At 72.9% G+C, this 24,711-nt stretch carries 29 protein-coding genes, 3 tRNA genes and 1 riboswitch; of the genes, 18 read left to right on the forward strand and 14 right to left on the reverse strand.

Features of this window, described 5'->3' with window-relative positions:
• Positions 1–2 precede the first annotated feature (2 nt).
• Positions 3–242, reverse strand: coding sequence for a CbtB domain-containing protein (locus KLI87_RS36590; RefSeq protein WP_156222736.1), 240 nt, complete (start codon positions 240–242; stop codon positions 3–5).
• Between the two features lie 30 nt (positions 243–272).
• Positions 273–446, reverse strand: a riboswitch (cobalamin riboswitch).
• 199 nt (positions 447–645) lie between these two features.
• Between KLI87_RS36590 and KLI87_RS36595 the strand changes: the two genes are divergently transcribed.
• From KLI87_RS36595 to KLI87_RS36650, 12 genes are all read left to right on the forward strand, one after another.
• Positions 646–1,701 (forward strand): 3-isopropylmalate dehydrogenase, encoded by a 1,056-nt coding sequence (locus KLI87_RS36595; RefSeq protein ID WP_214620693.1) that lies wholly within the window; start codon positions 646–648, stop codon positions 1,699–1,701.
• A 169-nt stretch (positions 1,702–1,870) separates the two neighbouring features.
• The gene (locus tag KLI87_RS36600; RefSeq protein WP_156222733.1) at positions 1,871–2,974 is read left to right on the forward strand and encodes a branched-chain amino acid aminotransferase; all 1,104 of its coding nucleotides are present in this window, start codon (positions 1,871–1,873) and stop codon (positions 2,972–2,974) included.
• A gap of 210 nt (positions 2,975–3,184) precedes the next feature.
• Entirely contained in the window at positions 3,185–4,762 is a 1,578-nt protein-coding gene (cimA, locus tag KLI87_RS36605) for a citramalate synthase (RefSeq protein ID WP_156222731.1), read from the forward strand.
• 68 nt (positions 4,763–4,830) lie between these two features.
• Positions 4,831–5,112, forward strand: a complete 282-nt coding sequence (locus tag KLI87_RS36610) for a GNAT family N-acetyltransferase (protein ID WP_214620694.1) — start codon at positions 4,831–4,833, stop codon at positions 5,110–5,112.
• 159 nt (positions 5,113–5,271) lie between these two features.
• Positions 5,272–5,661: a tol-pal system YbgF family protein gene (locus KLI87_RS36615; protein ID WP_156222726.1), complete on the forward strand. Its 390-nt coding sequence runs from the start codon at positions 5,272–5,274 to the stop codon at positions 5,659–5,661.
• A gap of 65 nt (positions 5,662–5,726) precedes the next feature.
• The gene (locus KLI87_RS36620) at positions 5,727–6,869 is read left to right on the forward strand and encodes a cellulose binding domain-containing protein (protein WP_214620695.1); all 1,143 of its coding nucleotides are present in this window, start codon (positions 5,727–5,729) and stop codon (positions 6,867–6,869) included.
• A gap of 253 nt (positions 6,870–7,122) precedes the next feature.
• On the forward strand, positions 7,123–7,887 hold the full coding sequence (locus tag KLI87_RS36625; RefSeq protein WP_214620696.1) for a fumarylacetoacetate hydrolase family protein: 765 nt from the start codon (positions 7,123–7,125) through the stop codon (positions 7,885–7,887).
• A 6-nt stretch (positions 7,888–7,893) separates the two neighbouring features.
• Positions 7,894–8,526 (forward strand): DUF2461 domain-containing protein, encoded by a 633-nt coding sequence (locus KLI87_RS36630; protein WP_156222720.1) that lies wholly within the window; start codon positions 7,894–7,896, stop codon positions 8,524–8,526.
• Between the two features lie 120 nt (positions 8,527–8,646).
• A tRNA-Gln gene (locus KLI87_RS36635) sits at positions 8,647–8,718 on the forward strand.
• A gap of 22 nt (positions 8,719–8,740) precedes the next feature.
• Positions 8,741–8,813, forward strand: a tRNA-Glu gene (locus tag KLI87_RS36640).
• A gap of 263 nt (positions 8,814–9,076) precedes the next feature.
• Positions 9,077–9,149: transfer RNA gene (locus tag KLI87_RS36645), tRNA-Glu, on the forward strand.
• Between the two features lie 139 nt (positions 9,150–9,288).
• Positions 9,289–10,194, forward strand: a complete 906-nt coding sequence (locus KLI87_RS36650; protein ID WP_308166476.1) for a tellurite resistance/C4-dicarboxylate transporter family protein — start codon at positions 9,289–9,291, stop codon at positions 10,192–10,194.
• Here the strand turns inward: KLI87_RS36650 and KLI87_RS36655 are convergent.
• From KLI87_RS36655 to KLI87_RS36670, 4 genes are all read right to left on the reverse strand, one after another.
• Positions 10,167–10,367 (reverse strand): DUF397 domain-containing protein, encoded by a 201-nt coding sequence (locus KLI87_RS36655; RefSeq protein WP_156222718.1) that lies wholly within the window; start codon positions 10,365–10,367, stop codon positions 10,167–10,169. The genes KLI87_RS36650 and KLI87_RS36655 overlap by 28 nt on opposite strands.
• Positions 10,358–11,170: a helix-turn-helix transcriptional regulator gene (locus KLI87_RS36660; RefSeq protein WP_156222716.1), complete on the reverse strand. Its 813-nt coding sequence runs from the start codon at positions 11,168–11,170 to the stop codon at positions 10,358–10,360. Before KLI87_RS36660 ends, KLI87_RS36655 begins: the two co-directional genes overlap by 10 nt.
• A 153-nt stretch (positions 11,171–11,323) precedes the next feature.
• Positions 11,324–13,384 (reverse strand): MMPL family transporter, encoded by a 2,061-nt coding sequence (locus tag KLI87_RS36665; RefSeq protein ID WP_214620697.1) that lies wholly within the window; start codon positions 13,382–13,384, stop codon positions 11,324–11,326.
• 120 nt (positions 13,385–13,504) lie between these two features.
• Positions 13,505–14,143, reverse strand: a complete 639-nt coding sequence (locus tag KLI87_RS36670) for a helix-turn-helix domain-containing protein (RefSeq protein ID WP_214620698.1) — start codon at positions 14,141–14,143, stop codon at positions 13,505–13,507.
• Between the two features lie 205 nt (positions 14,144–14,348).
• Here KLI87_RS36670 and KLI87_RS36675 point away from each other — a divergent pair, with 205 nt between their 5' ends.
• Positions 14,349–14,795, forward strand: coding sequence for an XRE family transcriptional regulator (locus KLI87_RS36675; RefSeq protein ID WP_156222710.1), 447 nt, complete (start codon positions 14,349–14,351; stop codon positions 14,793–14,795).
• Positions 14,796–15,178: 383 nt separating this feature from the next.
• Here the strand turns inward: KLI87_RS36675 and KLI87_RS36680 are convergent, their stop codons facing one another.
• The 3 genes from KLI87_RS36680 to KLI87_RS36690 all read right to left on the reverse strand — a co-directional run bounded on the left by KLI87_RS36680 (position 15,179) and on the right by KLI87_RS36690 (position 17,660).
• Entirely contained in the window at positions 15,179–16,297 is a 1,119-nt protein-coding gene (locus KLI87_RS36680) for a hypothetical protein (protein WP_214620699.1), read from the reverse strand.
• 143 nt (positions 16,298–16,440) lie between these two features.
• Positions 16,441–16,836: an NUDIX domain-containing protein gene (locus KLI87_RS36685; RefSeq protein ID WP_156221315.1), complete on the reverse strand. Its 396-nt coding sequence runs from the start codon at positions 16,834–16,836 to the stop codon at positions 16,441–16,443.
• A gap of 5 nt (positions 16,837–16,841) precedes the next feature.
• Positions 16,842–17,660, reverse strand: a complete 819-nt coding sequence (locus KLI87_RS36690; protein WP_214620700.1) for an S-adenosyl-l-methionine hydroxide adenosyltransferase family protein — start codon at positions 17,658–17,660, stop codon at positions 16,842–16,844.
• 72 nt (positions 17,661–17,732) lie between these two features.
• On the opposite strand from KLI87_RS36690, the gene KLI87_RS36695 reads away from it, so the two are divergent.
• Entirely contained in the window at positions 17,733–18,644 is a 912-nt protein-coding gene (locus tag KLI87_RS36695; protein ID WP_214620701.1) for a LysR family transcriptional regulator, read from the forward strand.
• On the opposite strand, the gene KLI87_RS36700 is transcribed toward KLI87_RS36695, so the two are convergent.
• The 5 genes from KLI87_RS36700 to KLI87_RS36720 form a co-directional block, all read right to left on the reverse strand.
• Positions 18,645–19,040 (reverse strand): RidA family protein, encoded by a 396-nt coding sequence (locus KLI87_RS36700; protein WP_156221311.1) that lies wholly within the window; start codon positions 19,038–19,040, stop codon positions 18,645–18,647.
• Positions 19,041–19,116: 76 nt separating this feature from the next.
• Positions 19,117–19,428: a DUF202 domain-containing protein gene (locus tag KLI87_RS36705; RefSeq protein WP_156221309.1), complete on the reverse strand. Its 312-nt coding sequence runs from the start codon at positions 19,426–19,428 to the stop codon at positions 19,117–19,119.
• Positions 19,425–19,808: a YidH family protein gene (locus KLI87_RS36710; RefSeq protein ID WP_156221307.1), complete on the reverse strand. Its 384-nt coding sequence runs from the start codon at positions 19,806–19,808 to the stop codon at positions 19,425–19,427. The genes KLI87_RS36705 and KLI87_RS36710 overlap by 4 nt, the downstream gene beginning before the upstream one ends.
• 171 nt (positions 19,809–19,979) lie before the next feature.
• On the reverse strand, positions 19,980–20,609 hold the full coding sequence (locus KLI87_RS36715) for a MerR family transcriptional regulator (protein ID WP_214620703.1): 630 nt from the start codon (positions 20,607–20,609) through the stop codon (positions 19,980–19,982).
• Positions 20,610–20,732: 123 nt separating this feature from the next.
• Entirely contained in the window at positions 20,733–21,452 is a 720-nt protein-coding gene (locus tag KLI87_RS36720) for an IclR family transcriptional regulator (protein WP_156221306.1), read from the reverse strand.
• Positions 21,453–21,554: 102 nt separating this feature from the next.
• Here KLI87_RS36720 and leuC point away from each other — a divergent pair, with 102 nt between their 5' ends.
• From leuC to KLI87_RS36740, 4 genes are all read left to right on the forward strand, one after another.
• A complete protein-coding gene (gene leuC, locus KLI87_RS36725) occupies positions 21,555–22,952 on the forward strand; it encodes a 3-isopropylmalate dehydratase large subunit (RefSeq protein WP_156221304.1) in 1,398 nt (465 codons plus the stop codon).
• A gap of 9 nt (positions 22,953–22,961) precedes the next feature.
• Positions 22,962–23,549 carry a 3-isopropylmalate dehydratase small subunit gene (leuD, locus tag KLI87_RS36730; RefSeq protein ID WP_214620704.1) on the forward strand — a complete coding sequence of 196 codons (588 nt, stop codon included), beginning with the start codon at positions 22,962–22,964 and terminating at the stop codon, positions 23,547–23,549.
• 160 nt (positions 23,550–23,709) lie between these two features.
• Positions 23,710–23,943 carry a hypothetical protein gene (locus KLI87_RS36735; protein WP_156221299.1) on the forward strand — a complete coding sequence of 78 codons (234 nt, stop codon included), beginning with the start codon at positions 23,710–23,712 and terminating at the stop codon, positions 23,941–23,943.
• A gap of 157 nt (positions 23,944–24,100) precedes the next feature.
• Positions 24,101–24,379, forward strand: coding sequence for an HU family DNA-binding protein (locus KLI87_RS36740; RefSeq protein ID WP_156221298.1), 279 nt, complete (start codon positions 24,101–24,103; stop codon positions 24,377–24,379).
• A 121-nt stretch (positions 24,380–24,500) separates the two neighbouring features.
• Here KLI87_RS36740 and KLI87_RS36745 read toward each other — a convergent pair whose 3' ends face one another.
• Positions 24,501–24,710, reverse strand: a complete 210-nt coding sequence (locus KLI87_RS36745) for a hypothetical protein (RefSeq protein WP_156221295.1) — start codon at positions 24,708–24,710, stop codon at positions 24,501–24,503.
• Between the last annotated feature and the right edge of the window lies 1 nt (position 24,711).

Genomic DNA, 24,711 nt, shown 5'->3' on the forward strand with positions numbered 1-24,711 from the left:
GCTCAGTGGCAGGGGAAGCCGAGCAGGTGCCGGCCGTCGTGGGTGAACTCGTGCACCCACGTCCCGCCGAACAGGGAGGTGGCGCCCTGCTCCGCGCCGACGAAGTAGATCAGGACGACGCCCAGCACGGCGGCGAGCACCGCCCAGGGCAGGATCTCGCGGACGGGGACGCGCAGCGGAAGGGGCGCGGGCCGCGCCGCGGGCGTGGCCGGGCTCGCGGACGGGACGGCTTGCTGGGCCATGTCGGGTCTCCTCACGGGGTTCACTCGCCCCGGTAGCGGGAGGACGACGGGTCAGTGTCCTGACTCCCAGATCGCCGTCTCCCTCCGACCTTCCAGCCGCGCGGGCGGCCGTGGTCGTGAAGCGGGGGAGACTCCCTGGTCACAGTGGCGGGACCGTCCTGGAATCGCACCAGGTTCCTGCGCACCGTCGCCTCGAATCTTTACTTGTCGGACAGAGCGTCCCCTTTTGGGGCGCCACGCGTCAAGTCGCCTGGACGCTGTACCGGTGTGGCCCCGAAAGCGTCGGCGCGAACGATCGGCATCGGACGCGCACCGCGCCTGACATGCCCTGGTCGCACCGTGTTCGTCCCGAGATCTGAGATGGAAGCCCAAGCAATGAGACGTTTGCAGTAGAGTGCGCGCCATGGCTTCCCGCAGCATTCGTCTGGCCGTCATCCCCGGTGACGGGATCGGCCCCGAGGTGGTCGCCGAGGGGCTGAAGGTCCTCGACGCCGTCGCCCCCTCCAGCGACCTGAAGTTCGAGCGGACCTCCTACGACCTCGGCGCCGCGCGCTGGCACCGGACGGGCGAGACGCTGCCCGACTCGGTGCTGGCGGAGCTGCGCGACCAGGAGGTCATCCTGCTCGGCGCCGTCGGCGACCCGAGCGTGCCGAGCGGGACGCTGGAGCGCGGCCTGCTGCTGCGGGCGCGGTTCGAACTCGACCACTACGTCAACCTCCGCCCGGTGAAGCTGTTCCCGGGCGTCGCGACGCCGCTGGCGGGCGCCACGCCGGACGACATCGACATGGTCGTCGTCCGCGAGGGCACCGAGGGGCCCTACACCGGGGTCGGCGGCGTCCTGCGCAAGGGCACCGCCCACGAGGTCGCGACGCAGGAGAGCGTCAACACCGCCCACGGGGTCGAGCGGGTCATCCGCTACGCCTTCGAGGTCGCCGCGTCCCGGCCGCGCCGCAAGCTCACGCTCGTCCACAAGGACAACGTCCTCACGTTCGCCGGTGATCTCTACCAGCGCGTCCTGGCGCGCGTGGCGGAGGAGTACCCGCAGGTCAGCACCGACTACTGTCATGTCGACGCGGCCACCATGTTCTTCGTCAGCCAGCCCGCGCGCTACGACGTGATCGTCACCGACAACCTGTTCGGCGACATCATCACCGACCTCGGCGCCGCGATCGCCGGGGGCATCGGGCTCGCCGCGTCCGGCAACGTCAACCCGGCCGGTACCGCGCCGTCGATGTTCGAGCCGGTGCACGGCAGCGCGCCCGACATCGCGGGGCAGGGCAAGGCCGACCCGACCGCGACGATCCTGTCCGTCGCGATGCTGCTCGACCACGTCGGCGCGGCCGAGGCCGCCCGCCGCGTCGAGCGGGCCGTCTCCGCCGACCTCGCCGGGCGCGCCGCGCTCGGGGCGCGCTCGACGACCGAGATCGGCGACGCCATCGCCGGGCGAGTAGCCGGCTAGGGCGCGCCTCCCCGGCTGACCAGGGACACTCCGGGCGCGCCTCGCGGCGCGTCCGGATTTCGGCGTGCCGCGTGCGAAGGAGTAGGTCTAGACGAAGTACGACAATAAGGACTAGAGACGTCGGGGCGGCAACGGGGCCGTACCGGCGATCCGGGAGAGGACAACCGCGATGAGCGACACCCTGGACTTCGAGATCACGCTGACCGAGCGCCCGGCCACCGCGGACGAGCGGGCGCGCGTCCTGGCCGATCCGGGCTTCGGCCGGCACTTCACCGACCACATGATCACCATCCGGTACTCCGCGGACCGGGGCTGGTACGACGCGCGCCTCCAGCCCTACGGCCCGATCCCGATGGACCCGGCCAGCCACGTCTTCCACTACGCCCAGGAGCTGTTCGAGGGCCTCAAGGCCTACAAGCAGCCGGACGGCTCGATCGTCACCTTCCGCCCCTACATGAACGCCGCGCGGATGAACCGGTCGGCGCGGCGGATGGCGATGCCGCAGATCCCCGAGGAGCTGTTCGTCCGGGCGGTCGAGCTGCTGGTCGGCACCGACAAGGCGTGGGTGCCCGACACCGAGGGGCACAGCCTCTACATCCGGCCCAACATGTTCGCCACCACGCCCACGCTCGGCGTGAACAGCCCGGCGAGCGACTACCTATTCACGATCATCGCGTCCCCGTCCGGCCTGTACTACCCGCGCGGCGTCAAGCCGGTCTCGGTGTGGCTGTCGCAGGACTACACGCGCGCCGCGCCGGGCGGCACCGGCGAGGCCAAGACCGGCGGCAACTACGCGGCGTCGTTCGCGGGCCAGGCCCAGGCCGTCGAGCACGGCTGCGACCAGGTCGTCTGGCTCGACGCGGTGGAGCACCGCTGGGTCGAGGAGGTCGGCTCGATGAACCTCATGTTCGTCTACGGCTCCGGCTCGAACGCCCGGCTGCTCACGCCCGCGCTCACCGGCACCCTCCTCGCCGGGATCACCCGCGACTCCATGCTGCGACTGGCCCCCGGGCTCGGGATCCCGGCCGAGGAGGGCAAGATCAACGTGGACGAGTGGGAGGCGGGCTGCGCGTCCGGCGAGATCACCGAGGTGTTCGGCTGCGGCACCGCCGCGATCATCAGCCCCGTCGGCCACGTCAAGGGCTCCGACCGGGAGTGGCGGATCGGCGACGGCGAGCCCGGGGAGGTGTCCATGCGGCTGCGCGAGGAGCTGATCGGCATCCAGTACGGCACCCGTCCCGACCCCTACGGCTGGGTCCATAAGATCGCCTGATCCGCTGGTGGACGCACATTCGTCTCGGCAAGTGAGACGGATGTGCGTCCGTTGTGGACGGTGTGGCAGACTGGGCGCATCATGCGCCACAGCTTCGTGATTATCGGCTGGCGCGCCGGCATCTAAACGGGACACCGCCGGCGCGCAGACCTCTCACGTCCGTGAGGGGTCTTTTTTGTGCCCTGGCGCTGGTCCCTGGGGGTCCACACCATGCAAGGCGACGCATTCCACGTCTACGACACCACCCTGCGCGACGGCTCGCAGCAGGAGGGGCTCAACCTCTCCGTGGCCGACAAGCTCGCCATCGCACGGCACCTCGACGACCTGGGCATCGGCTTCATCGAGGGCGGCTGGCCGGGTGCCAATCCGAAGGACACAGAGTTCTTCAGGCGGGCTCGAACCGAGCTCGACCTGAGGCACGCGCAGCTCACCGCGTTCGGCGCGACCCGCCGGGCCGGTGTGCAGGCGGCCGACGACCCCCAGGTCGCCGCCCTGCGCGAATCCGGCGCGTCCGTCGTGACCCTGGTCGCCAAGAGTCACGACAGGCACGTCGAGCTGGCCCTCCGCACCACCCTGGAGGAGAACCTCGCGATGATCCGCGACACGGTCTCCCACCTGCGTGCGGAGGGCCAACGCGTCTTCCTGGACGCCGAGCACTTCTTCGACGGCTACCGGGCCAACCGCGACTACGCGCTGGAGGCCGTCCGCACCGCCGCCGAGGCCGGCGCGGACGTCGTCGCGCTCTGCGACACCAACGGCGGCATGCTCCCCGACGAGCTGGCCGAGATCGTCCACGACGTCGTCTCGCTCGGCGTGCGGGCCGGGATCCACTGCCACGACGACTCCGGCTGCGCGGTCGCGAACACGCTGGCCGCCGTCCGCGCCGGGGCGACCCACGTCCAGGGCTGCGCCAACGGGTACGGCGAGCGCAGCGGCAACGCCAACCTGTTCACGGTCGTCGGCAACCTCCAGCTCAAGCGGGGGATGTCGCTGGTCAGCGACGCCCAGCTCGCCGAGATGACCCGGATCGCGCACGCGGTCTCCGAGGTCACCAACGTCGCGCCCGGCTCGCAGCAGCCCTACGTGGGCGTGTCCGCGTTCGCGCACAAGGCCGGGCTGCACGCCTCCGCCGTCAAGGTCGACCCCGACCTCTACCAGCACATCGACCCGGCCGCCGTCGGCAACGACATGCGGATGCTCGTCTCCAGCATGGCCGGGCGCGCCTCGGTCGAGCTGAAGGGCAAGGAGCTCGGCTACGACCTGTCCGGCGAGAAGGCCAAGGCCGTCGTCGACAAGGTCAAGGAGCTGGAGTCCACCGGCTACACCTTCGAGGCCGCCGACGCCTCCTTCGAGCTGCTGCTGCGCGAGGAGCTGACCGGTGTCCGGCAGCGGCACTTCGAGGTCGAGTCGTGGCGGTCGATCGTCGAGCGCCGCCCCGACGGCTCCATGGTCAGCGAGGCCACCGTCAAGCTCCGCGCCAAGGGGGAGCGGATCATCGCCACCGGCGAGGGCAACGGCCCCGTCAACGCCCTCGACAACGCGCTGCGCGTCGCGCTCGGCCGCCTCTACCCCGAGCTGGCGCGGCTGGAGCTGGTCGACTACAAGGTCCGCATCCTGGAGGGGGCGCACGGCACCGACGCGCGCACCCGCGTCCTCGTCGAGTCCGGGGACGGCGAGCGCGAGTGGGGCACGGTCGGCGTCGAGGACAACGTCATCGCCGCGTCCTGGCAGGCGCTGGAGGAGGCCGTCACCTACTGCCTCCTGCGCGCGGGCTACGAGGCGGGCTGACCTCCGTCTCCGCCGGTCCCGGCGGGGCGGCGGGGAATGATCGCCGTCCCGCGGGCATTACCGGTGGCATGAGCAACGAGATCAGCGACAACGCCGAGCAGGGCCGCTACGAGATCCGGGTGGACGGGGAGCTGGCCGGGTTCGCCGAGTACGAGACCGAGCCCGGCCGCCTCGTCCTCACCCACACCGAGGTGCTCCCCGCCTTCGAGGGCAAGGGCGTCGGCGGCGCCCTGGCCCGGGGCGCGCTGGACGGCGTCCGGGCCAAGGGGCTGTCGGTCGTGCCCCGCTGCCCGTTCATCAAGTCGTGGATCGACCGGCATCCCGACTACCAGGACCTCGTCGCCGCCTGACTTTTTCCCCCGTTTCCGGGACCGGGACGTAGAAATTTCAGTCAACATGGCGAAACCGGTGGCGGATGTGGCGCGCGGGCGTCACCATGGTCACCTGCACGGCCCGTGTGGCGTTCCCGCGCGCCGTCCCCCCAGCAGCCGAACCACCGGAGTGATCGCATGTCTGTCCGACCCTGGAGCCCCGAGGACCTTGGGCGTCCCACGGACGGATCCTGGGCGGACGTCGCGTTCGGCCTGGGGGAGATGTACGAGCGCTGCGGCGACCTGGAGTCGGCCGCCGACTGGTACCGGCGCGCCGCCGAGTCCGACCGCGCCGACGCCGCGCTGCGCCTGGGCGACGTCCTCGGACGGCTCGCCGACGCCCGCCGCGCCGGGCAGGCGGGCGGCTCGGCCGAATCCGCCGAGGACCTGCTCGCCGAGGCCACCCGCTGGCTGAGCGGCGCCCCCGGCCCCACCACCCCGGATGCCATCGAGCTGGTCACCGACATGCTCAACCGGCACCAGCTCCAGGCCGCCCGCCGGGGGCTGGAGCCCGCGCCCACCGGCTGATCCGAACCGATCGGCCCTTCCCGTCGTCGGACTCCATGAGATCGGTGACACGGGAAGGTGACGAGTTGAGCGGCGAGGAGCCCGGGTACGTTCCCCCGGACCACACGAGCACCGCCGAGTTCCGCGCTCCCGGCAAGCCCGCCGGGGAGTCGGCGCCCGCCCCCGACCCGGGGGTGACCGGCCCGGACGTGACCGCCGCCGACGCGCCCGCGGACCCCGCCCCGGCCTGGGCCACGGACACGCCGCCCGAAACGCCGGATGATCCGCCCCCGGCGGACCCCCTCGTGACGGCCGTCGATCCCGAGGACGCGCCGTCCGCGCCCGAGGAGCCCGCGCCGCCGGGCGCGCCGATGCCTCCGCCGTCGCCGGTGCCCATGGCCGAGGAGGCGCCCTGGACGGCGCAGTTCGGCGCCGAGCAGGAGCAGGCCGCGCCGCCCTCACCGCCTCCTTCCAGCGCTTCCGCTCCTTCGCCGGGCGGGCCGCCCCCGGAGGAGACGGCTCCGGCGTCGGCGCTCCCGATCGCGCCGGTGACCCCGTCGTCCGGCGGGAGCGGCGCGCGGGGTTCACGGCGCGGGCCGCTGGTCCTCGCACTCGTCGCGGCCGTGCTGGTCGCGGTCGCGGTGGGCGCCGCCGCCCTGCTGCTGTCCGGCGGCTCGGACGGGACGGACGCCGCGTCCGCCAAGCCCGCCGCCACCGAGCCCGCCGCCACCGGGCCCAGCGGCGCCGTGCCGAGCGGCGCCGCGCCCGGCGGCGCTCCGAGCGGAGAGCCCACGGAACCCACGCCGTCCACCCGGCCCACTCAGCCCACGCCCTCCGGTGCGCCGACCGCGTCACCGCCGGGGCAGCAGCCGGGCGGCGCCGCGCCCGCCGACCCCGCCTCGCCGGCCGGCCCGCTGGTCGGCGGCGACGGGATCACCTACCAGCTCGTCCAGCGCGACGAGGGCTACCACGAGGGCCGGCTCGTGATCACCAACCGGTCCGGGCGGCCCATGACCGCCTGGCGGCTCACGTTCAGCGTGCCGGGCGCCGACGTCCGCAACATCTGGGGCGGACGCCTCGTCCGCGGCGGCGCCGAGGTGGAGCTCGCGAGCCTCGACGGCGCCGCCCCGATCCCGCCCGGCGCCGCCTGGGAGGTCAGGTTCGGCGCGCGCGGCGCCGCGACGACCCCGGAGGACTGCGAGATCAACGGCCGGCCCTGCGGGTTCTGACCGTCAGCAGAACTCGGCGCGGACGGCGGCGTCCTCCAGTTCCTGCGCGCCCCAGTCGCCCACCGGACGGTGCCGCGCCATCGGGGATCCTCCGGAGATCGGGGCCGGGAGGACCGGAGATCTCCGGCACGCGGCGGCTTCGGGAGCCGGCCCTCCGGCGCGGCCTCGTCCGTCCTGGCCGGCTACGGGACGGGCCCGCCGTGTCATCCCCGGGCGGGATCCTCCCCGCGGCCGCGACGCTAGGCTTCCTGACATGCGTATCGCCAGGTTCGCCACCGACGAGGGCATGTCCTTCGGGGTGGTGGAGGAGAACACCGTCGCCGCCATCGCGGCCCACCCGTTCGGAGATCTGACCTTCACCGGGCAGCGGCTCCCGCTCGCCGACGTCCGGCTGCTCGCGCCGATCCTGCCGAGCAAGGTCATCGCGATCGGCAAGAACTACGCCGACCACGCGCGCGAGATGGGCGGCGAGCCGCCCGCCGAACCGGTGCTCTTCGCCAAGCCGTCCACCGCCGTGATCGGCCCCGGCGAGGCGGTCGCCTACCCCCGCAAGCTGTCTGAGCGCGTCGACTACGAGGGCGAGCTGGCCCTGGTCATCGGCCGCATGTGCCGCGAGGTGCCCGCCTCCCGCGCCGCCGACGTCATCCTCGGCTACACCTGCGCCAACGACGTCACCGCCCGCGACCTCCAGAAGAAGGACGGGCAGTGGACGCGGGCCAAGGGCTTCGACACCTTCTGCCCCCTCGGCCCCTGGATCGAGACCGAGGTAGACCCCGCCGACCTCGCGATCTCCACCACCGTCAACGGCGAGGTCCGGCAGGACGCCCGGACCTCCCAGCTCCTGCACGCCGTCCCCGACCTCGTCGCCTACGTCAGCCAGGTCATGACGCTGCTGCCCGGCGACGTCATCCTCACCGGCACCCCCGCCGGGGTCGGCCCGCTGGACATCGGCGACGAGGTGACCGTCACGATCGAGAACGTCGGCTCGCTCACCAACCGCGTCGTCGAGCGGGAGTGACGCCCGATGGGGTTCACCGGCTTCACCGATGAGGCGTTCGGGTTCTACGAGGGGCTCCAGGCCGACAACGGCAAGGCGTACTGGACGGCCCACAAGGCGACCTACGAACGGCACGTCCGCGAACCCCTCGCGGAGCTGTGCGCCGAACTCGAAGACGAGTTCGGCGCCGTCAAGCTGTTCCGCCCCTACCGCGACGTCCGCTTCAGCAAGGACAAGACCCCCTACAAGACCCATCAGGGCGGCCACAGCAAGGGCTTCTACCTCCAGATCGACGCGGACGGCCTCATGGTGGCGGGGGGCATGTACGCGCCGTCCCCCGAGCAGCTCCGCCGCTACCGTGCCGCCGTCGACTCCGAGACGAGCGGCGGCGAACTCCAGGCCATCGTCGACGAGCTGCGCGGCGCGGGCCTGGAGATCGGTGGCGACCGCCTCAAGACCCGTCCGCGCGGCACCCGCGAGGACCATCCCCGCCTCGACCTCCTGCGCCACCGCTCCCTGTACGCGCACGAGGGCTGGCCCGCCGACGAGTGCGTGGGCGACCGCGAGGTCGTCCTCCGCGTCCGCGACTCGTGGCGGCGCCTGCGGCCCCTCGTCGACTGGGGGACCGAGCACATCGGCCCGCCGGACTTCAGCCGCTGAACACGCTTTTCGGGCCGTCCATCCGATCCTGGGCAATCGTTTTGGCCCAGGTCCCCGGGTCCTGTATTCTCTTCGAGGCGCGAGCGGCCGGCCGGAGACGGTCGAAGCTCCGTACCGCACTGGGGTATGGTGTAATCGGCAGCACGAGTGATTCTGGTTCACTTAGTCTAGGTTCGAGTCCTGGTACCCCAGCTTCGTCCACTCACCTGGACAGGCCCCCGTCGTCTAGTGGCCTAGGACGCCGCCCTCTCAAGGCGGTAACGGCGGTTCGAATCCGCTCGGGGGTACGGTGTGCTCGTTGAGCTAGCGCTCAACCTCGCCGCACCCGCAGTGTTCGCCCAGGGGGACGACCCCCTGGAACCCCCGATGTGAGGGCTTCGCCCTCGCGCCGGTTGCGGCGTACTCACCGAATCCTTCTCTGCAAAGTCTTCCGTTCGCGTGTGTGCTTTTCGGGTGTGCTCCTTCGTCTCGGTTAACCGGTCGAGGTGGGGGTCGGAGTCCGGTAGGCTGGGGCGCGGCCCGAGCGGGAGATCGCGAAGGTCTTGGTCCTGCCCCCGTCGTCTAGTGGCCTAGGACGCCGCCCTCTCAAGGCGGTAACGGCGGTTCGAATCCGCTCGGGGGTACCGATACGGCACTGACCGCGGATCGCCTCAATGGTGATCTGCGGTTTTTCTTTGTCCGCGGGTTTGGGGCGGTCATCGCGGTCAGTATCGGCACGGATCCGCATGCCGCGTGCGGTGAATAGGCGATAGAAGTTGGACGGTGGAGAACAGAGCCGTCCGCCAGCCGTGGGGCGCCGAGGTGATGGCCACCGGGATCGTGTCGATCGCGCTGCGCCTGGCCGGGGTGATGTGGGCCGCGCGCGGGCTCCTGGTGATCACGGCGGCGCTGTGGGTCGTGCTGGTGGTGACGTTCTGCGGGCTGCTCGCGGACGGGTCGCGCCGCGACGAGCTGTCCGTCCCGGCCATCCTCACCAGCGTCGCGGGCACCGGGGTGCTCGGCAACGGCATCGCGCTGTCGGGGCACGCCGTCACCGCCGTGGTCCCGCTCGTGATCGCGTTCGGGCTGTGGATGTTCCTGCTCCCGCGCGTCCTGCGGCGGCTCAAGCGGCGGCTGCCGGGCGCGGCGTACCTGGTGACGGTCGCGACGCAGTCGGTCGTCGTGCTCGCGGCGACGCTGGCCGACCTGCTCCCCGCGCACCTGCTCACCTGGCCCGCGGGGACGCTGCTCGCGCTCGGGCTCGGGCTGTATGTGTTCGTCCTCAGCCGGTTCGACTTCCGCCAGCTCTACCGCGGGTCCGGCGACCACTGGGTGCTCGCCGGCAGCCTGTCGATCTCGGCGCTCGCCTCGGCGCGGGTCACGAACGCGGCGGGCGACCCGAGGCCGCTGGAGTGGCTCACGGTCGCCGTCCTCGGGGTCGCGCTCGCCTGGTACGCGGTGCTGGTCGTCTGCGAGGTCCTGTTCCCGCGCCCGCGCTACGACCCCCGCCGCTGGTCGACGGTCTTCCCGCTCGGCATGACGGCCGCGAGCGCGATGACGGCGGGGGCGGTCTGCTCCCTGCCGTGGCTCGGCACGCTCGGCAAGGTGCTGCTGTGGCCCGCCGTGGCGGCGTGGCTGGTCGTCGGGGCCGGGGCGATCCGTCAGGCCGTCGCGGCGTCCCGCTCCTGAAACGGGGCGACGGCCGCGCGGAGGGCGGCGGGCGAGGCGAGCAGGACGGGGCCGCCCGGGTCCTTGCTGTCGCGCACCGCGACGGCTCCCCGGAGCCGGGCCAGCTCGACGCAGTTGCCGCCGTTGGAGCCGGTGTGGCTGCTCCTGCGCCAGCGCGCGTTGCTCAGGTCCATTTTTCCTTGGCGACCTTTCTCATCAGGTCACGTGACATGTCCTCGGTGAGCGCACGTGAGCGGAGGGCGACCAGCGTCCGGGCCAGGATGGCCAGGTCCGCGGGGTCGTCGGTCGTGATGGAGCGGATGGCGGTCTCGACGTAGGCGACCTCGCTGCGGTCCTCCATCGTCGCGACCACGAAGGCGCCCATGTTGCCGTCGTGCTCGCCGCTGGCCAGCACGACCTGGACGGTGATGTTGGGCAGGCTGCTCACCTCCGCCAGGTGGTCGAGCTGTTCGCGCATGGTCTCGGCGGTGCCGACCCGCCGGTGGAGGGCCTGCTCGTCGATCAATAGCACGATGTCGGGCGGGACGGCGCGGCCCTCCCCGGTGATGATGCGCTGGCGTTCGATCCTGGCGTCTATGGCCTCCTGGTTGCCTTGGAGGATCGAGGCCGCGTAGGCGGGGGTCTGGGCGAGACCGGTGACGAGCATCGGCTCCCAGGAGACGAGCATCGTGGCGTCGGCCTCGATCCCGGGCCAGTCGAACCAGAGCGGGACCGGCTGGTCGTCCTTGTTGAGGTCCTCCCAGAGGTGGACGAGGGCGCCGCCCGCCTCCAGGTACTCGTCGACGAGTTCGACGAACGAGCGGCTGGCGCGCTTCTTGCCGTTCTCGATCTTGCTGACCTGCGGGCCGCTCACCCGGGCGACGTGGGCGATCGTCTCCTGCTTGATGCCCCGGGCCTCGCGCAGCCGCCGCAGCTGGCGGCCGAACGCGACGAGCACGGGGGAGGCCCGGGGATGGCGTGGGCGATGTGGGGGCATCTCCTGCCTCTCGGTGGAAGGTTGCCGTTGCGCGGTGGCAGGCGCATGCTAACCCAGTATGTGGCTTAATGTATGTGTCCAGATACTCACAGTGATAAGACGCTGGTGAACGCGGGAAGCCCCGGCCGAACGGCCGGGGCTTCCGCGGTTTGTTCAGTTGTGTGCCGGTTCGGGTGGGCGGACGTGGCGCGGCGTCCGCTGGGAGAGCGCGCCGGGCCACCAGAAGAGGCGTCCGGCGTCCAGGGCGAGCGCGGGGACGATGATCGAGCGGACGAGGAAGGTGTCGAGCAGCACGCCGAGCGCCACCAGCACGCCGATCTGGACCATCATCGTGAGCGGCATGACGCCGAGGACGCCGAACGTGCTGGCCAGCACGAGCCCGGCGCTGGAGATGACGCCGCCGGTGAGGCCGAGCCCGCGCAGGACCCCGGTGCGGTGGTCGGACAGGGCCACCTCCTCGCGGATCCGGGAGACGAGGAACAGGTTGTAGTCCACGCCGAGCGCGACCATGAACAGGAAGCCCATGAGGGCGAGCTGGGTGTCCAGCGCGGGGAACCCGAACGCGTACCTGAACAGCAGCCAGGACGCGCCGAGCGCCGCGAAGTAGGACGCGACGACCGTGGCGATGACCAGCAGCGGGGCGACCAGCGCCCGGAGCAGGACCATCAGGATCAGCAGGACGACGCCGAGCACGAGCGGGATGACCACGCGCCGGTCGTGGGCCTGCGCGTCGGCCTTGTCGAGTTCGCTCGCGGCGCCCGCGCCGACGTCGGCGTCCGGGACGGCCGCGCGGATGTTCCTGACCGTGTCCTTCGCGGCCTCGCTGTCGGGCGGGGCGGTGAGGATGACGTCCGTCCTGGTGAGGCGGCCGTCGAGGCTCCGCTCCGGCCGCCCGACGCGCGCGACGCCGGGGACGGCGCGCAGCGCGGCCGTGACGGGCTTCTCGGAGACCACCCGCACCGGGCGGGTCTGGTCGCCGGAGTAGTGCTCGTGCAGCAGGCGCTCGCCGACGGTGGAGCCGGGCGTGGAGGTGAGGAAGTGCTCGCGGTCGAGCCCCGTGTCGACGCCCAGCGCCCCGGCGGCCAGGGCCGCGAGCACGGCCGTCCCGGCGAGCCAGACCAGGCGCGGGCGGGCGGCGACGCGGCGTCCGATCCGGTCCCAGACACCGCCGCGCGCGGGCGGGGTGTCGCCGAACCGGGGGATGCGGGGCCAGAAGATCCAGCGGCCGAGGATCACCAGCAGGGCGGGCAGCAGCGACATGACCACGGCGAGGCCGCCGAGGACCCCGATGGCGCCGATCGGGCCGAGCGCGTAGTTGAAGCCCATCGTCGCCGCGAGCAGGCACAGCAGCCCGAGGCACACGGTGGCGGCGGAGGCGACGACCGGCGCGGCGGCGCGGCGGAGGGCGACCCGCATCGCCTCGTGCCGGTCGGCGTGCCGGCGCAGCTCCTCGCGGTAGCGGGCGAGCAGGAGCAGCGCGTAGTCGGTGGTGACGCCGAACACGAGGGCGTTGAGGATCGCCGACATGCCCTTCGCGATGTACAGGTCGGCGTGCTCGGCGAGCAGGTAGACGACGGCGTTGCTGACCTGCAACGAGACCGCCGCGCCGACCAGCGGCAGCAGCCACAGGACAGGGCTGCGGTAGGTGACCAGCAGAACGCCGGTCACCAGCGCGATCGTGATGATCAGCAGCAGCTTGTCGAGCTTCTCGAAGGCGTCGCCGACGTCCAGCGCCTCGCCGGCGCGGCCGGTGAGGCGGATCTGGAGGCCGGGCGGCGCGTTCTCCTGGACGCGGTCGCGGATCTTCTCGGCGTGCTCGGAGAGGTCGCCGTCGTCCACGAGCGGCACGTTCAGCATGAGCGCGCGGCCGTCCCGGGACGCGGCGGCCGGCGCGATCGGGCCGCTGGCGACGGAGGCGAGCGCGCGGCGGTCGGCCTCGGCGCGCGCCCGGTCGGCGGGGGTGATCCCGGAGTCGCGAACGTAGGCGACCAGGCCGGGCGCCGCATCGCCGCCCGGGAAGCGCGGCGTCAGCTCCTCGACCCTCGTGGACTGCGCGCCGCGCGGCAGGTCGGCGGTGGAGCCGTCCTCGACGGCGTCCTGGAGCTTCCCGGCGAAGGGGACGGCCACGATGACGATCGCGATCCAGACCAGGAGGATCGCCCATTTCGTGCCGCGGCCCGTGGCCAGCGCGGCGAGTTTGCGCGAGAGCAGCATGAGGTGCTCTCCTTTCGGTGGAGGTGTCGTGTCGCGGTGAGCACGCCTTAGGCGTGGTGATGCGGGGCTTCCGCCCGGCCGGGCCGGCGAGCTGCAACTCGCCGGCCCGGCCCTCGGGGGTCAGGTGCGCTCGTCCTCCTCGGTGATCTCGGGGAAGGCCAGCAGCCTGACGACGAGGGCGCGGGCGTCCGGCGGCGGGTCGGCGTCGGCGGCCTTGTAGCGGTACAGCAGCGCGATGTAGTCCTCGAAGAACGGCCGGACCTGCTCCAGCGTCAGCGTGACGGTGGAGAAGGAGAACAGCAGCGCGTCCGCCCACGGGCCGAGGTCCTCGCGCGCCCGCTGGAACCGTTCGAGCTGCTCCAGTTCGTTCGCGAACTCCAGCCGGGTGAGCTCCTCGACCGCCGCGCGCATCGGCGGCGTCTGCTCGCTGTAGCGGGGCAGGCGCCGGTCCGACGGCTTGACCCGCCACCAGCGCTCCCGGCCCCGGCCGAGCTCGGGGACCTCCTCGACGAAGCCGTGCTTGGCGAGCTGGCGCAGGTGGTAGCTCGTCGCGCCGGTGCTCTGGCCGAGCGCGCGGGCGAGCGTGGTGGAGGAGACGGGGCCGCGCCGCATGACCTCCGCGATGCGCTGCCGCAGCGGGTGCGCGAGGAGCCGCACCTGGCGCGGGTCGGTGATCGCCTCGGGGGCGGGCCGGTCCCCGCCCGCCTGCCCCGGGCCGGGCTGCTCCGCCGCGCCCTCCGCCCTGCCCTCGTCCGTCATGCCGAGGACGCTATGGGTTGCCAAGGGTCTTTGCAACGCTTCTTGGCAAGGTTCACCGGACGGGGTGAGCGCGGCGGGGCGGACGGAACCTGAGGGGGAGGAAGGACCTCACTCCGGGGGTCGAGAAGTGTCCCGTGTCCTTGGCTGACGAACCTGTTGACGGTCAACTAAAGTCGTTCGGCAGTCGAGGAGGGAAGGGGTCCAGGTGGGCACCGTGCAGGAGATCTCGCCGGGCGCGACGCTGGCGGAGAAGGTCGAGTGGCTGATCCGCAACCTGTGGCCCGCGGACGCCGGACCGCCCCGCAACAACGTGGAGACGGCCGGCGCGATCGCGCGCGCCACCGGCGAGGACATCTCCTCCACCACCGTGTGGAAGCTGCGCACCGGACGGCAGGAGAACCCCCAGCTCAAGACCCTCACCGCGCTCGCCACCTTCTTCGGCGTGCCGATCGGCTACTTCGGGTTCCCGGGGGAGACCCGCTCGATCGACGAGGACCTCACGCTCCAGGCCCTGCGCCGCGACGTCGAGCAGGGCGTCATCCGTCCCGAGGTGCTGCGCGCGCTCGTGGACCTGTCCGCGGAGGCCCGCTGGGTCGTCGACGAGATGATCCTCAGCGCCGCGGCCGCCGACCGGCACCGCCGAAGCGGCTGACGCCGGTCATCGAGCCCCAACCCACCCCGCTCGCCCGGCCCCTGTGTCCTTGAAGGCCCGGCTCACGTCCTGGCCGGGCGCCTGTGTCTCTGAAGGCCCGGTCCACGTCCTTCGCCGGGCGGCTGTGTCCGTGACGGCGCGGGCTCTGTTCTTCGTCGGGCAGTTGTGTTCGTGAAGGCGTGGTCACGCCTGTTCGCTGGTGGCTCGGGGCGTGACCGTGCCTGGAGTATCTCTTCGCGGTCTTCGCGGTCTTCGCGGTCTTCGCGGTCTTCGCGGTCTTCGCGGTCTTCGCGGTCTTCGCGGTGGGGCCTCGCCTTCGGCGTCGGCCCCACCGCTCGGCTACGCGCCCGCGCGGGGGCGGAGGCCATTACGCGACGTCCCCCCTAGGACCGGCGGCGCATTCCGGCATAGCGGCGGGCCACCGTGTGGAAGGCGTCTCTCGGGTCCCAGTCGCCGGTGGCGGGGTAGTTGCGCGGGGAGTCGGGTGGGAGCACCGAGACCAGCGCGAAGCCCGCCATGTCGAGGTCGAGGCTGGGTTCGGGCATGTGCGGGGAGTCCGATTCGATGAAGTTGTAGACGAACGCCCCGTACACGCCCTCCGCCTCGTAGACGTCGAGCAGTTCGGAGATGTAGCGGGACTGGACCCGCTCGTCCCGGACGTGGCCGGGCGGGATGATCGGCGGCTCGTGGTTCCAGTCGATGATGTCGAAGCCCTCGCCGCCGCGCCGGTCCGCGCCCCGGTAGGCGCAGCAGCCGAACTCGGTGATCACGACGGGCTTGCCGAACCGGTGCAGCGCGCGCACGTCGCGGACGTAGGTCGCCTCGTTCGACGCGTCCCGGTACAGGTCGACGCCGACGACGTCGAAGCCGCCCCAGGCGATGGCCTCCCACACCCCCGAGGTGTAGGTGAGGCGCCCGCCGAACAGCGGGCGGACCGTCGCCCGCGCCCGCGCGAGGAACGCGTTGAGCCGCTCGTTGTAGCCCCGGCCCGCCGGGGTGCCGAGGTTGGCGGCCCGCTCCCTGTAGTCGGCGCCGGGCACGAGCCCCGACATGAAGATCGTCAGCTCGCAGCCCACCGAGATCCCGATGTCCGGATGGCTCCGGCGCAGGGTCTCGGCGGCGCGGGACACCGAGGCGAGGAACCTCAGCGTGGTCCGCGCGTCCCGGTCGAACTGGCGGGCCTCCAACCAGACGTACAGGCCCTCCTCGGCGGCGCAGCGCGCGGCGAGCATCAGCCGGCCGACGTCCGAGCCGAGGATGATGATCGCGTTGCAGTGCAGGTCGCGGGCGATCGCGCGGATCTCGCGCCGCACGTACGCGGGCTTCCACACCTCGCGCTCGGTGTCGTAGTTGACGCCGTGCTGCGCCAGGCCCGGCCCCCCGCGTCCGGGCCCGCCGCCCCGGGACGCGGCGCGCGCGGGCGGCGCCGCGCCCGTGATCGAGATGGCCGCGGTGGCCGTCCCCACGAGCACGGTCCGCCGGCTGACCGGTGGTTGTGGCATGCGCTGGCTCCTCACTGGTCGGGCCGCCCCGACCGTGAGTCTCGCGCCGGAGGACCCGCCGGGGCAGCGGCCAGGGGGCCAGGCCGCCGCGACCAAAGTCGCCGGGACGCCGCCCGAAGGTCGATCAACGCCCAGAACGGGCGTCAGGCGAGGAGGCCGCGCTCGTCCGCGAGGTCGAGGGCGGCCTGGGCGGCGGGCGCGAGCAGGTGCCGTTCGCCGCGTCCGACGTAGCGGTACTCGTCGACCTCGCCCGCCGCCGCCATCGCGCCGCTGTAGGACGCGGTGAAGCACGCCATCCGGACCCGCGCGAAGTCGGGCTGGTCGTGCGCGGGCGCGCGGATCACGCCCAGCTCGCGGAAGGACGCCGCGTCCAGCTCCAGGTCGAGTTCCTCGCGGACCTCGCGCGACAGCGCCGACCAGTCGCTCTCGCCCGGCTCCCGCTTGCCGCCGGGCAGGTAGAGCAGGTCGCGGCCGCGGGAGCGGACGGCGAGCATCCGCCCGTCCGACACCTGCACCCAGGCGACGACGTCGAGTTCCATGCCGGTCAGTCTGCCAGCCGCACCGCGACGGCCTCGCCGCGGAACCCGAACCGCTCCGCGGCCGACCCCTGGTTGACGGCGAAGCCGAGCCGTCCGGACGAGTCGGTCAGCAGCAGCGGCTCGCCCACCGGAACGCTCCCGAACGTCTCGGCGAAGGTGACCCGCGCGGCGCGTCCGGGCCAGGACACCTCCAGCGCGGCGCCGAAGGCCACCGGGCCTAGAGCGGCGGCAAGGTCGTCCGGTCCGGCGTTGACGATCACGCTGCCGAACCGGTCGGTGTAGAGGTAGGCGGCGGTCAGCACGCCGTCCTCGGCGCGCGGCGGCGCGACGTCCAGCGGCAGCGGAGCGACCCGCGGCCCGAACGCGGCGATGTCCGCGCCGCCCGCCAGGTGCGCGGCGGCGGGGGAGAAGATGTCGCGGCCGTGGAAGGTGGAGGAGACGCGCGGCAGCCGGTAGGCCGGGTTCTCCAGGACGTGCGCCCTGACCACGCCGCCCAGCTCCTCCGCCGCCGGGACGAGCAGGCCGTTGTCCGGGCCGACGAGCACGTCGCCGCGCCCGGTCTCGACCGCCAGCGGCCGCCGCGGGGTGCCGACGCCCGGGTCGACGACGCCGACGTGCACGCCCACCGGGAGGTAGGGCAGCGCCTGGACCAGCAGCATCGCGCCCTCGGCGACCGCGTAGGGCCGCACCTCGTCCGACAGCACGAGCACGGTGGCGCCGGGCGCGATCGTGTGGACGACCCCGGCGCAGATCGCGGTGTAGGCGGCGCCGAAGTCGGTGGTCAGGCTCACGAAGGGGGGCGCGAAGGACGGGGCGACGGACACGCCTGGAGCCTACGCCGCGCCGCCCGGCGCGCATGGCCCGACCCGTCCCCCGGCCGCCCTATCCTCCCTACCGTGCGCGCCGAAGCCCTCGATCCGGTCCTGCTCCGGACGTTCGTCGCCGTCGCCGAACTCGGGTCCTTCACCGCGGCGGCGGCCGCCGGGGGCTACACCCAGTCGGCGGTCTCCCGGCAGATCGCGACGCTGGAGGACGTCTGCGGCGTGGAGCTGTTCGCGCGCGGCGCCCGCGGCGTCCGGCCGACCCCGGCGGGGGAGTACCTGCTGCCGCACGCGCGCGGCCTGCTGGACCGGCTCGCCGGTACCGCCCGCGCGATCGAGGGCCTGCGCCGCCTCGACACCGGCACGCTGCGGCTCGGCGCGTTCCCCACGGCCAACGCGGCACTCGTCCCGCGCGCCCTCGCCCGGTTCCGGGCCCGCCATCCCGGGGTCGAGGTCGCGCTGCGCGAGGGCACCACCGAGCGCCTGCTGCCGAAGCTGGAGGCGGGGGACCTCGACCTCGCCGTCGTCAGCACCCACAAGGTCACCTCGATCGACGCCGCCGACCTCGTCCCGCTGCGCGAGGACGCGCTCCTGGTCGCGCTGCCGACCGGGCACCGGCTCGCCGCGCGGCGCCGCGTCCCGCTCGCGGGCCTGGCGGACGAGCCGTGGATCGTCGCCGACGACCCCGAGGCCGTCGCCGCGCTGCGCGCCCGTTGCGAGGCGGCCGGGTTCACGCCCGCGACGCCGCTGCGGGTCGCCGAGTGGATCTCCAAGCTGGGCCTGGTCGCGGAGGGCTTCGGGGTCACCTTCGTCCCGGCGCTGGCGGCGGACGCGGCGGCCCGCGACGGCCTCGTGCTGCGCCCGATCGCGCCCGACCCGCCCCGCCGCACCGTCTACGCGGCCGTGGCCCGGCACGCGCGGCGGTCCCCGCCGGCGGCCGCCTTCCTCACCGACCTGAAGGAGACCGCCGCGGCGCTCCGCACGTGATCAGGCCGGGAGGGCGGCGACGGCCTCGACCTCCAGCAGCGCGCCGGGGCGGAACAGCCGGGGGACCTCCACGGTCGTGCTGGTCGGCGGCCTGCCGGTGACGTAGCGGCGGCGGACGGCCGCGTACTCGTCGAGCCGCCCGAGGTCGGTCATGAACGTCCTGATGTTCACGACGTCGCCGAACCCGGCGCCGTGCGCGGCGAGGATCCGCTCCAGCAGCGAGAGCACCACCTCCGACTGGCGGGTCATGTCGCCGGGCGCGACGACCTCGCCGTCCGCACCGAGGGCGATCTGCCCGGAGATGTACAGCATCGGGCCGGACGTGACGTGGATCGCGTGCGTATAGGCGCCCGGCGGGGCCGGGACGGTGGCCGGGTCGTCATGGGTGATTCGCATGCCCGGAACGCTAGGCGGGGCGGTCCCATGCCACCAGCGAAGATCTCGCACATCGGCCATGCGAGCCACGCATGGCTCAGCTGTGCAGGGTGAACAGGGCCCCGACCACGCCCAGCAGCATCGTGAGCGCGGTCGTGATCAGCACGGAGGCGGGGTCGGCGACGCGGCCGCCCGCGGGCAGCCGCCGGCGCCGCGTCCGCAGGGCCGCCTGCGTGCGCCGCAGCAGCAGCACGACCCCGCCGCAGACGACCAGGGCCGCCGCCCCCGCGCCGGGGGAGGAGGGCGCGAGCCGCACGCACAGCAGGCCCGCGCCGATGAGGGCGAGCGCCGTCCGGGACCAGGCGAGCGCCGTCCGCTCGGGCTGCGCTCCCCGGTCCCGGCAGGTCATCGGGTGGCCAGCAGCGCCGCCGCCAGGGCGAGCGCGCCGATCGCCAGGCCGTAGGACAGGATCGGCGCGAGCGCCGGGGGCGGCAGCGTCTCGGCGCGCCGCAGGGCGCGCTCGGTGACCAGCCAGCGCCGGAACGCCAGCGCCGCCACCAGCGCGCCGGTCGCCGACAGGCCGATCGCGAGGCCGACGCGCAGCGCGGTGTCCATCAGGTCGCCGCTGAGCGCGACGCCGACCCCGCCGGCGATCATGGCCAGCGCGGTGCGGATCCAGGCGAGGAACGTGCGCTCGTTGGCCAGCGAGAAGCGCGGGTCGGGGTCGTCTCCCTCGGCGAGGAGGCGGTCGGTCCACCGGTCGCCGGGGGTGTTCGGTGGTGCGGTCATCAACGGGTCACTCTGCAAAGCTCGGCGGCGTGCGCGGCGAGCGCCGTCCACGGCCTTTCATATTAGGCGATTCGTAATGAATCGTAATACCGACCCATTATGCCGGAATTGACGACAACTCCCTGGTCAGGCCGGATGGGAACCGGCCCGCCCCGGGGGACCGAAACCCCGTCAGGGGGCGCCGAAACGGCGGGACGAGGCGTCCTCCTGGGCCAGCCGGTGCAGCGCCGTCAGGACCTGCTCGTACAGGACGGTGGAGACCAGCAGGGAGTGGACGGTGCGGGCGCGGGAGGTGTCGTCGGCGACCCGTCCGATCTCGTGGTCGGCGACCTCGGTCGCGGCCTTCACATACGGCCGCAGGTCGGTCAGCGTGATCGGGAAGCCGAGGCGGCGCAGCGCGACGAACGTGTGGGCGAGCAGGTCGCGGGCGGGGGCGCGGTCGCCGACCGTCCAGCCGAGCTCGCGGACGAGGGCGTCGACGTCCTCGCGGGCGGCGCGCCAGTGCGGGTCGCCGGGCGCGGCCACATGCGGACCGATCGCGTACTGCGTGGTGCCGAACAGCTCGTGCAGGCTGACGTCCTCGTCGTCGATCGCGGCGATGATCTGCTGGATCGCCGCGACCGGCAGGTCGCCGACCTCGCGCAGCGCGCTGATCAGCCGCAGCCGCTCCAGATGCGGACGGCCGTACTCCGAGCGGGTCGCGCTCACCGACGATCCCTTCGGGAGCAGGCCCTCCCGGATGTAGAACTTGATCGTCTGGACGGTCAGCCCGCTGCGATCGCTGAGCTCGGAGATCTGCACCGCTCACCCCCTTGACTGGAGGTTAACGTTATCCAGGGTGACCTATTGGATACTGTCACTATCCAAAGCCCGCATCCAAAGCTCGCCTCGGCCGTCGCGGCCGGGCGGCATGACCGGGGCCGGTCAGGCGGCGGTGCGGCGCATGCCCTCGGAGATCTTCTCGGCGGCGGCCACGACCGGCCCGGCGTGCAGCCGCCCGGGGGAGCGGGTCAGCCGTTCCAGGGGGCCCGACACCGAGACCGCGGCGATCACCCGTCCGGCGGCGCCGCGGATCGGGGCCGACACCGACCCGACGCCCTGCTCGCGCTCCCCGACGCTCTGCGCCCAGCCCCGGCGGCGGACCGAGGCCAGCGTCGTCGCCTCGAACTTCGCGCCGCGCAGCCCCCGGTGCAGCCGGTCGGGCTCCTCCCAGGCCAGCAGGATCTGCGCGGCCGACCCGGCGGTCATCGGCAGCGCGGCGCCGACCGGGATCGTGTCGCGCAGGCCGCTGGTGCGCTCGGCGGAGGCGACGCAGACCCGCACGTCGCCCTGGCGGCGGAACAGCGAGGCGCTCTCGCCGGTCAGGTCGCGCAGCTGGGCGAGGATCGGCTGCGCGATCGCGAGGAGCCGGTCCTCCCCGGCGGCGACGGCGAGTTCGGCGAGCCTCGGCCCGAGGATGAAGCGGCCCTGGGTGTCGCGGTGGACGAGGCGGTGGTGCTCCAGCGCGACGGCCAGCCGGTGGGCGGTCGGGCGGGCCAGCCCGGTCGTCTGGACGAGCTGGGCGAGCGAGGCCGGGCCCGCCTCCAGCGCGTTCAGCACGAGAACCGCTTTGTCGAGTACGCCGACTCCGCTAGAGTTGTCCATGACTTGATATTGCCGTCTCGTCATTTGAGATGCAAGTCGGGTGGCCGGAGTCCAGCGGCGCGCGGTCGCGCGCCGCCGATCATGACAGGTGAGGTGGGAGTGATGGGCCGTACGTTGGCCGAGAAGGTGTACGACGCGCACGTCGTACGGCGTGCCGAGGGTGAGCCGGATCTCCTCTACATCGACCTGCACCTCGTCCACGAGGTCACCAGCCCGCAGGCGTTCGACGGCCTGCGGATGGCCGGGCGCCAGGTCCGCCGCCCCGACCTGACGATCGCCACCGAGGACCACAACGTCCCGACGACCGACCTGCTGCGGCCGATCGCCGACCCGGTGTCGCGCACCCAGGTCGAGACGCTGCGCAAGAACTGCTCCGACTTCGGGATCCGGCTGCACCCGATGGGCGACGCCGGGCAGGGCATCGTGCACGTCATCGGCCCGCAGCTCGGCCTGACCCAGCCGGGCACCACCGTCGTGTGCGGCGACTCGCACACCTCCACGCACGGCGCGTTCGGCGCCCTCGCCTTCGGGATCGGCACCAGCGAGGTCGAGCACGTCCTCGCCACCCAGACGCTCCCGCAGGTCAAGCCGAAGACGATGGCCGTGACCGTGGACGGCGCGCTGCCCGAGGGCGTCACCGCCAAGGACCTGATCCTGGCGATCATCGCCAGGATCGGCACCGGCGGCGGCCAGGGCCACGTCATCGAGTACCGGGGCGAGGCGATCCGCTCGCTGTCGATGGAGGGCCGCATGACGGTCTGCAACATGTCCATCGAGGCGGGCGCCCGCGCCGGGATGATCGCCCCCGACGAGACGACGTTCGCCTACCTGGAGGGCCGCCCGCACGCGCCCCAGGGCGAGGAGTGGGAGCGGGCCGTCGAGTACTGGAGGTCGCTGCGCACCGACGACGACGCGGTCTTCGACAAGGAGGTCGTGATCGACGCGTCCGCGCTGACGCCGTTCGTGACCTGGGGCACCAACCCCGGCCAGGGCCTCCCGCTGGGCGACTCCGTGCCGGACCCGGCGTCCTACGGCGACCCCGCGCAGCGCCAGGCCGCCGAGCGGGCCCTTGAGTACATGGGCCTGACCGCCGGGACGCCGCTGCGCGACATCGCGGTCGACACCGTGTTCGTCGGCTCCTGCACCAACGGCCGCATCGAGGACCTGCGGGCCGTCGCGGGCGTGCTGCGGGGCCGCAAGGTCGCCGACGGCGTCCGCATGCTGGTCGTCCCGGGGTCCATGAAGGTCAAGAAGCAGGCCGAGGACGAGGGGCTGGACGAGGTGATCTCGGCGGCGGGCGCGCAGTGGCGCGAGGCGGGCTGCTCGATGTGCCTCGCGATGAACCCCGACAAGCTCACCCCGGGGGAGCGCAGCGCCTCCACGTCCAACCGCAACTTCGAGGGCCGGCAGGGCCCCGGTGGCCGCACCCACCTGGTGTCGCCCGCCGTCGCCGCCGCGACCGCCGTCACCGGCCGCCTGGCCGCTCCCGCCGACCTCTAAGGAATGAGCATGGAAGCGTTCACCACCTACACCGGACGCGCGGTGCCGCTGCGCCGCAGCAACGTCGACACCGACCAGATCATCCCGGCGGTCTGGCTCAAGCAGGTCAGCCGCACCGGGTTCGACAAGGGCCTGTTCTCCGCCTGGCGCGAGGACCCGGAGTTCGTCCTGAACCAGCCGCGGTACGAGGGCGCGGGCATCCTGGTCGCCGGGCCCGACTTCGGCACCGGCTCGTCCCGCGAGCACGCCGTCTGGGCGTTGCAGCAGTACGGGTTCCGCGTCGTCATCGCCCCGCGTTTCGGCGACATCTTCCGCAACAACTCCACCAAGATGGGGCTGCTGCCGGTCGTGCTGACCGCCGAGCAGGTCGAGGACATCCAGGCGGGGGTCGAGCAGGACCCCACCCTGGAGATCACCGTGGACCTGGAGAGGCGCGAGGTCCGCTACGGCGCCGGATCCGCCGGGTTCGAGATCGACGACTACACCCGCTGGCGCCTCCTGGAGGGCCTGGACGACATCGGCCTGACCCTCCGCCACGGCGACGCGATCACCGAGTTCGAGGGCCGCCGCGCGCCCTGGCTGCCCGTCACCGTCTGACCCGCCGCGGCCCTGCCCCGGCCCGCCGTCCCGGGACGGCGGGCCGGGGCTTCGGCGTCCCCGAAACCCCTGATGGCGACCCCGGATGCGGGAGCACGGCTCCGCGGCAGGGACAATTCCCTTGTACGAAGCCCGTTCGCGAACCGTTGGGGGCACGAAATTGAGCACGGTCCCATGGACCGGGCCCGAATGGGACGACCCGGATCTGACCCGACTCGCGCGGCAGTTGCGCGACGCCCACCGGGCCGTCGCGCCGCTGCCGAAGGAGACGCGGCAGCGGCTCATCCGCCACCTGCTGGCGATCACCGATCTGGCCAAAAGGGACGCCGAGCTGGCCGACCGCAGGCTGGAGGCGTTCCTCGCCGATTTCCAAGAGGCCCCCGACGTCCGTTAGCGTGCGCAGTGGCCGGATCCGGTCCGGTCACCCGGCGAGACGGGGGCGAGGCCGACAAAACGCCAGCGACACGGCAACTCTTGCGTGCAGGTGATTGTGTCCATGCTGGAGGTCCCTTAGTTTCGTTCGGGCAAGGGGGGAACTAGAGGAGTAACCCATGAACAAGCGTGAGCTGGTCGACGCCATCTCTGACCGGCTGGGCAGCAAGAAGGCCGCAGCCGAGGCCGTCGACGCGATCCTGGACGCCATCCAGACCGCCGTCGCCAAGGGCGACAAGGTCGCGATCACCGGGTTCGGTTCGTTCGAGAAGGCCGACCGGCCTGCCCGCACGGCCCGCAACCCCGCAACGGGCAAGACCATCCAGGTTCCTGCGACGTCCGTGCCGAAGTTCAAGGCCGGCCAGGACTTCAAGAACCTGGTGGCCGGGAAGAAGTAGCCTCACCGCGCCGGCGCCCGGGACCGTGCCAATAATTCGGACACGGTCCCGGGCGCCGGCGTTCGTATGCCTTTCGACGGTCGCGCGGCCCCGCGGCGCGCCGTCGCGGAACCCCCGGGGGCTACGTCGCGGGGAGCGGGAAGGTCGAGAGGGTCACGACGGTGATCCGCTGCTCGGCGTCCACGGCCAGGTTGACGCGCTGCCCGAACCGCAGCAGGCGCAGCCCGCCCGCCGCGAACGCCCCGGCGTCGAAGGGCAGCTCCGTCCCGTCGTCGAGGAGCACGCTCCCCGTCCGGGTCTCCGCGTCGAACGCCTTCACCGTCCCCTGCATG

Source organism: Actinomadura sp. NEAU-AAG7, from assembly GCF_018603865.1.
Lineage (GTDB): Bacteria > Actinomycetota > Actinomycetes > Streptosporangiales > Streptosporangiaceae > Spirillospora > Spirillospora litoris.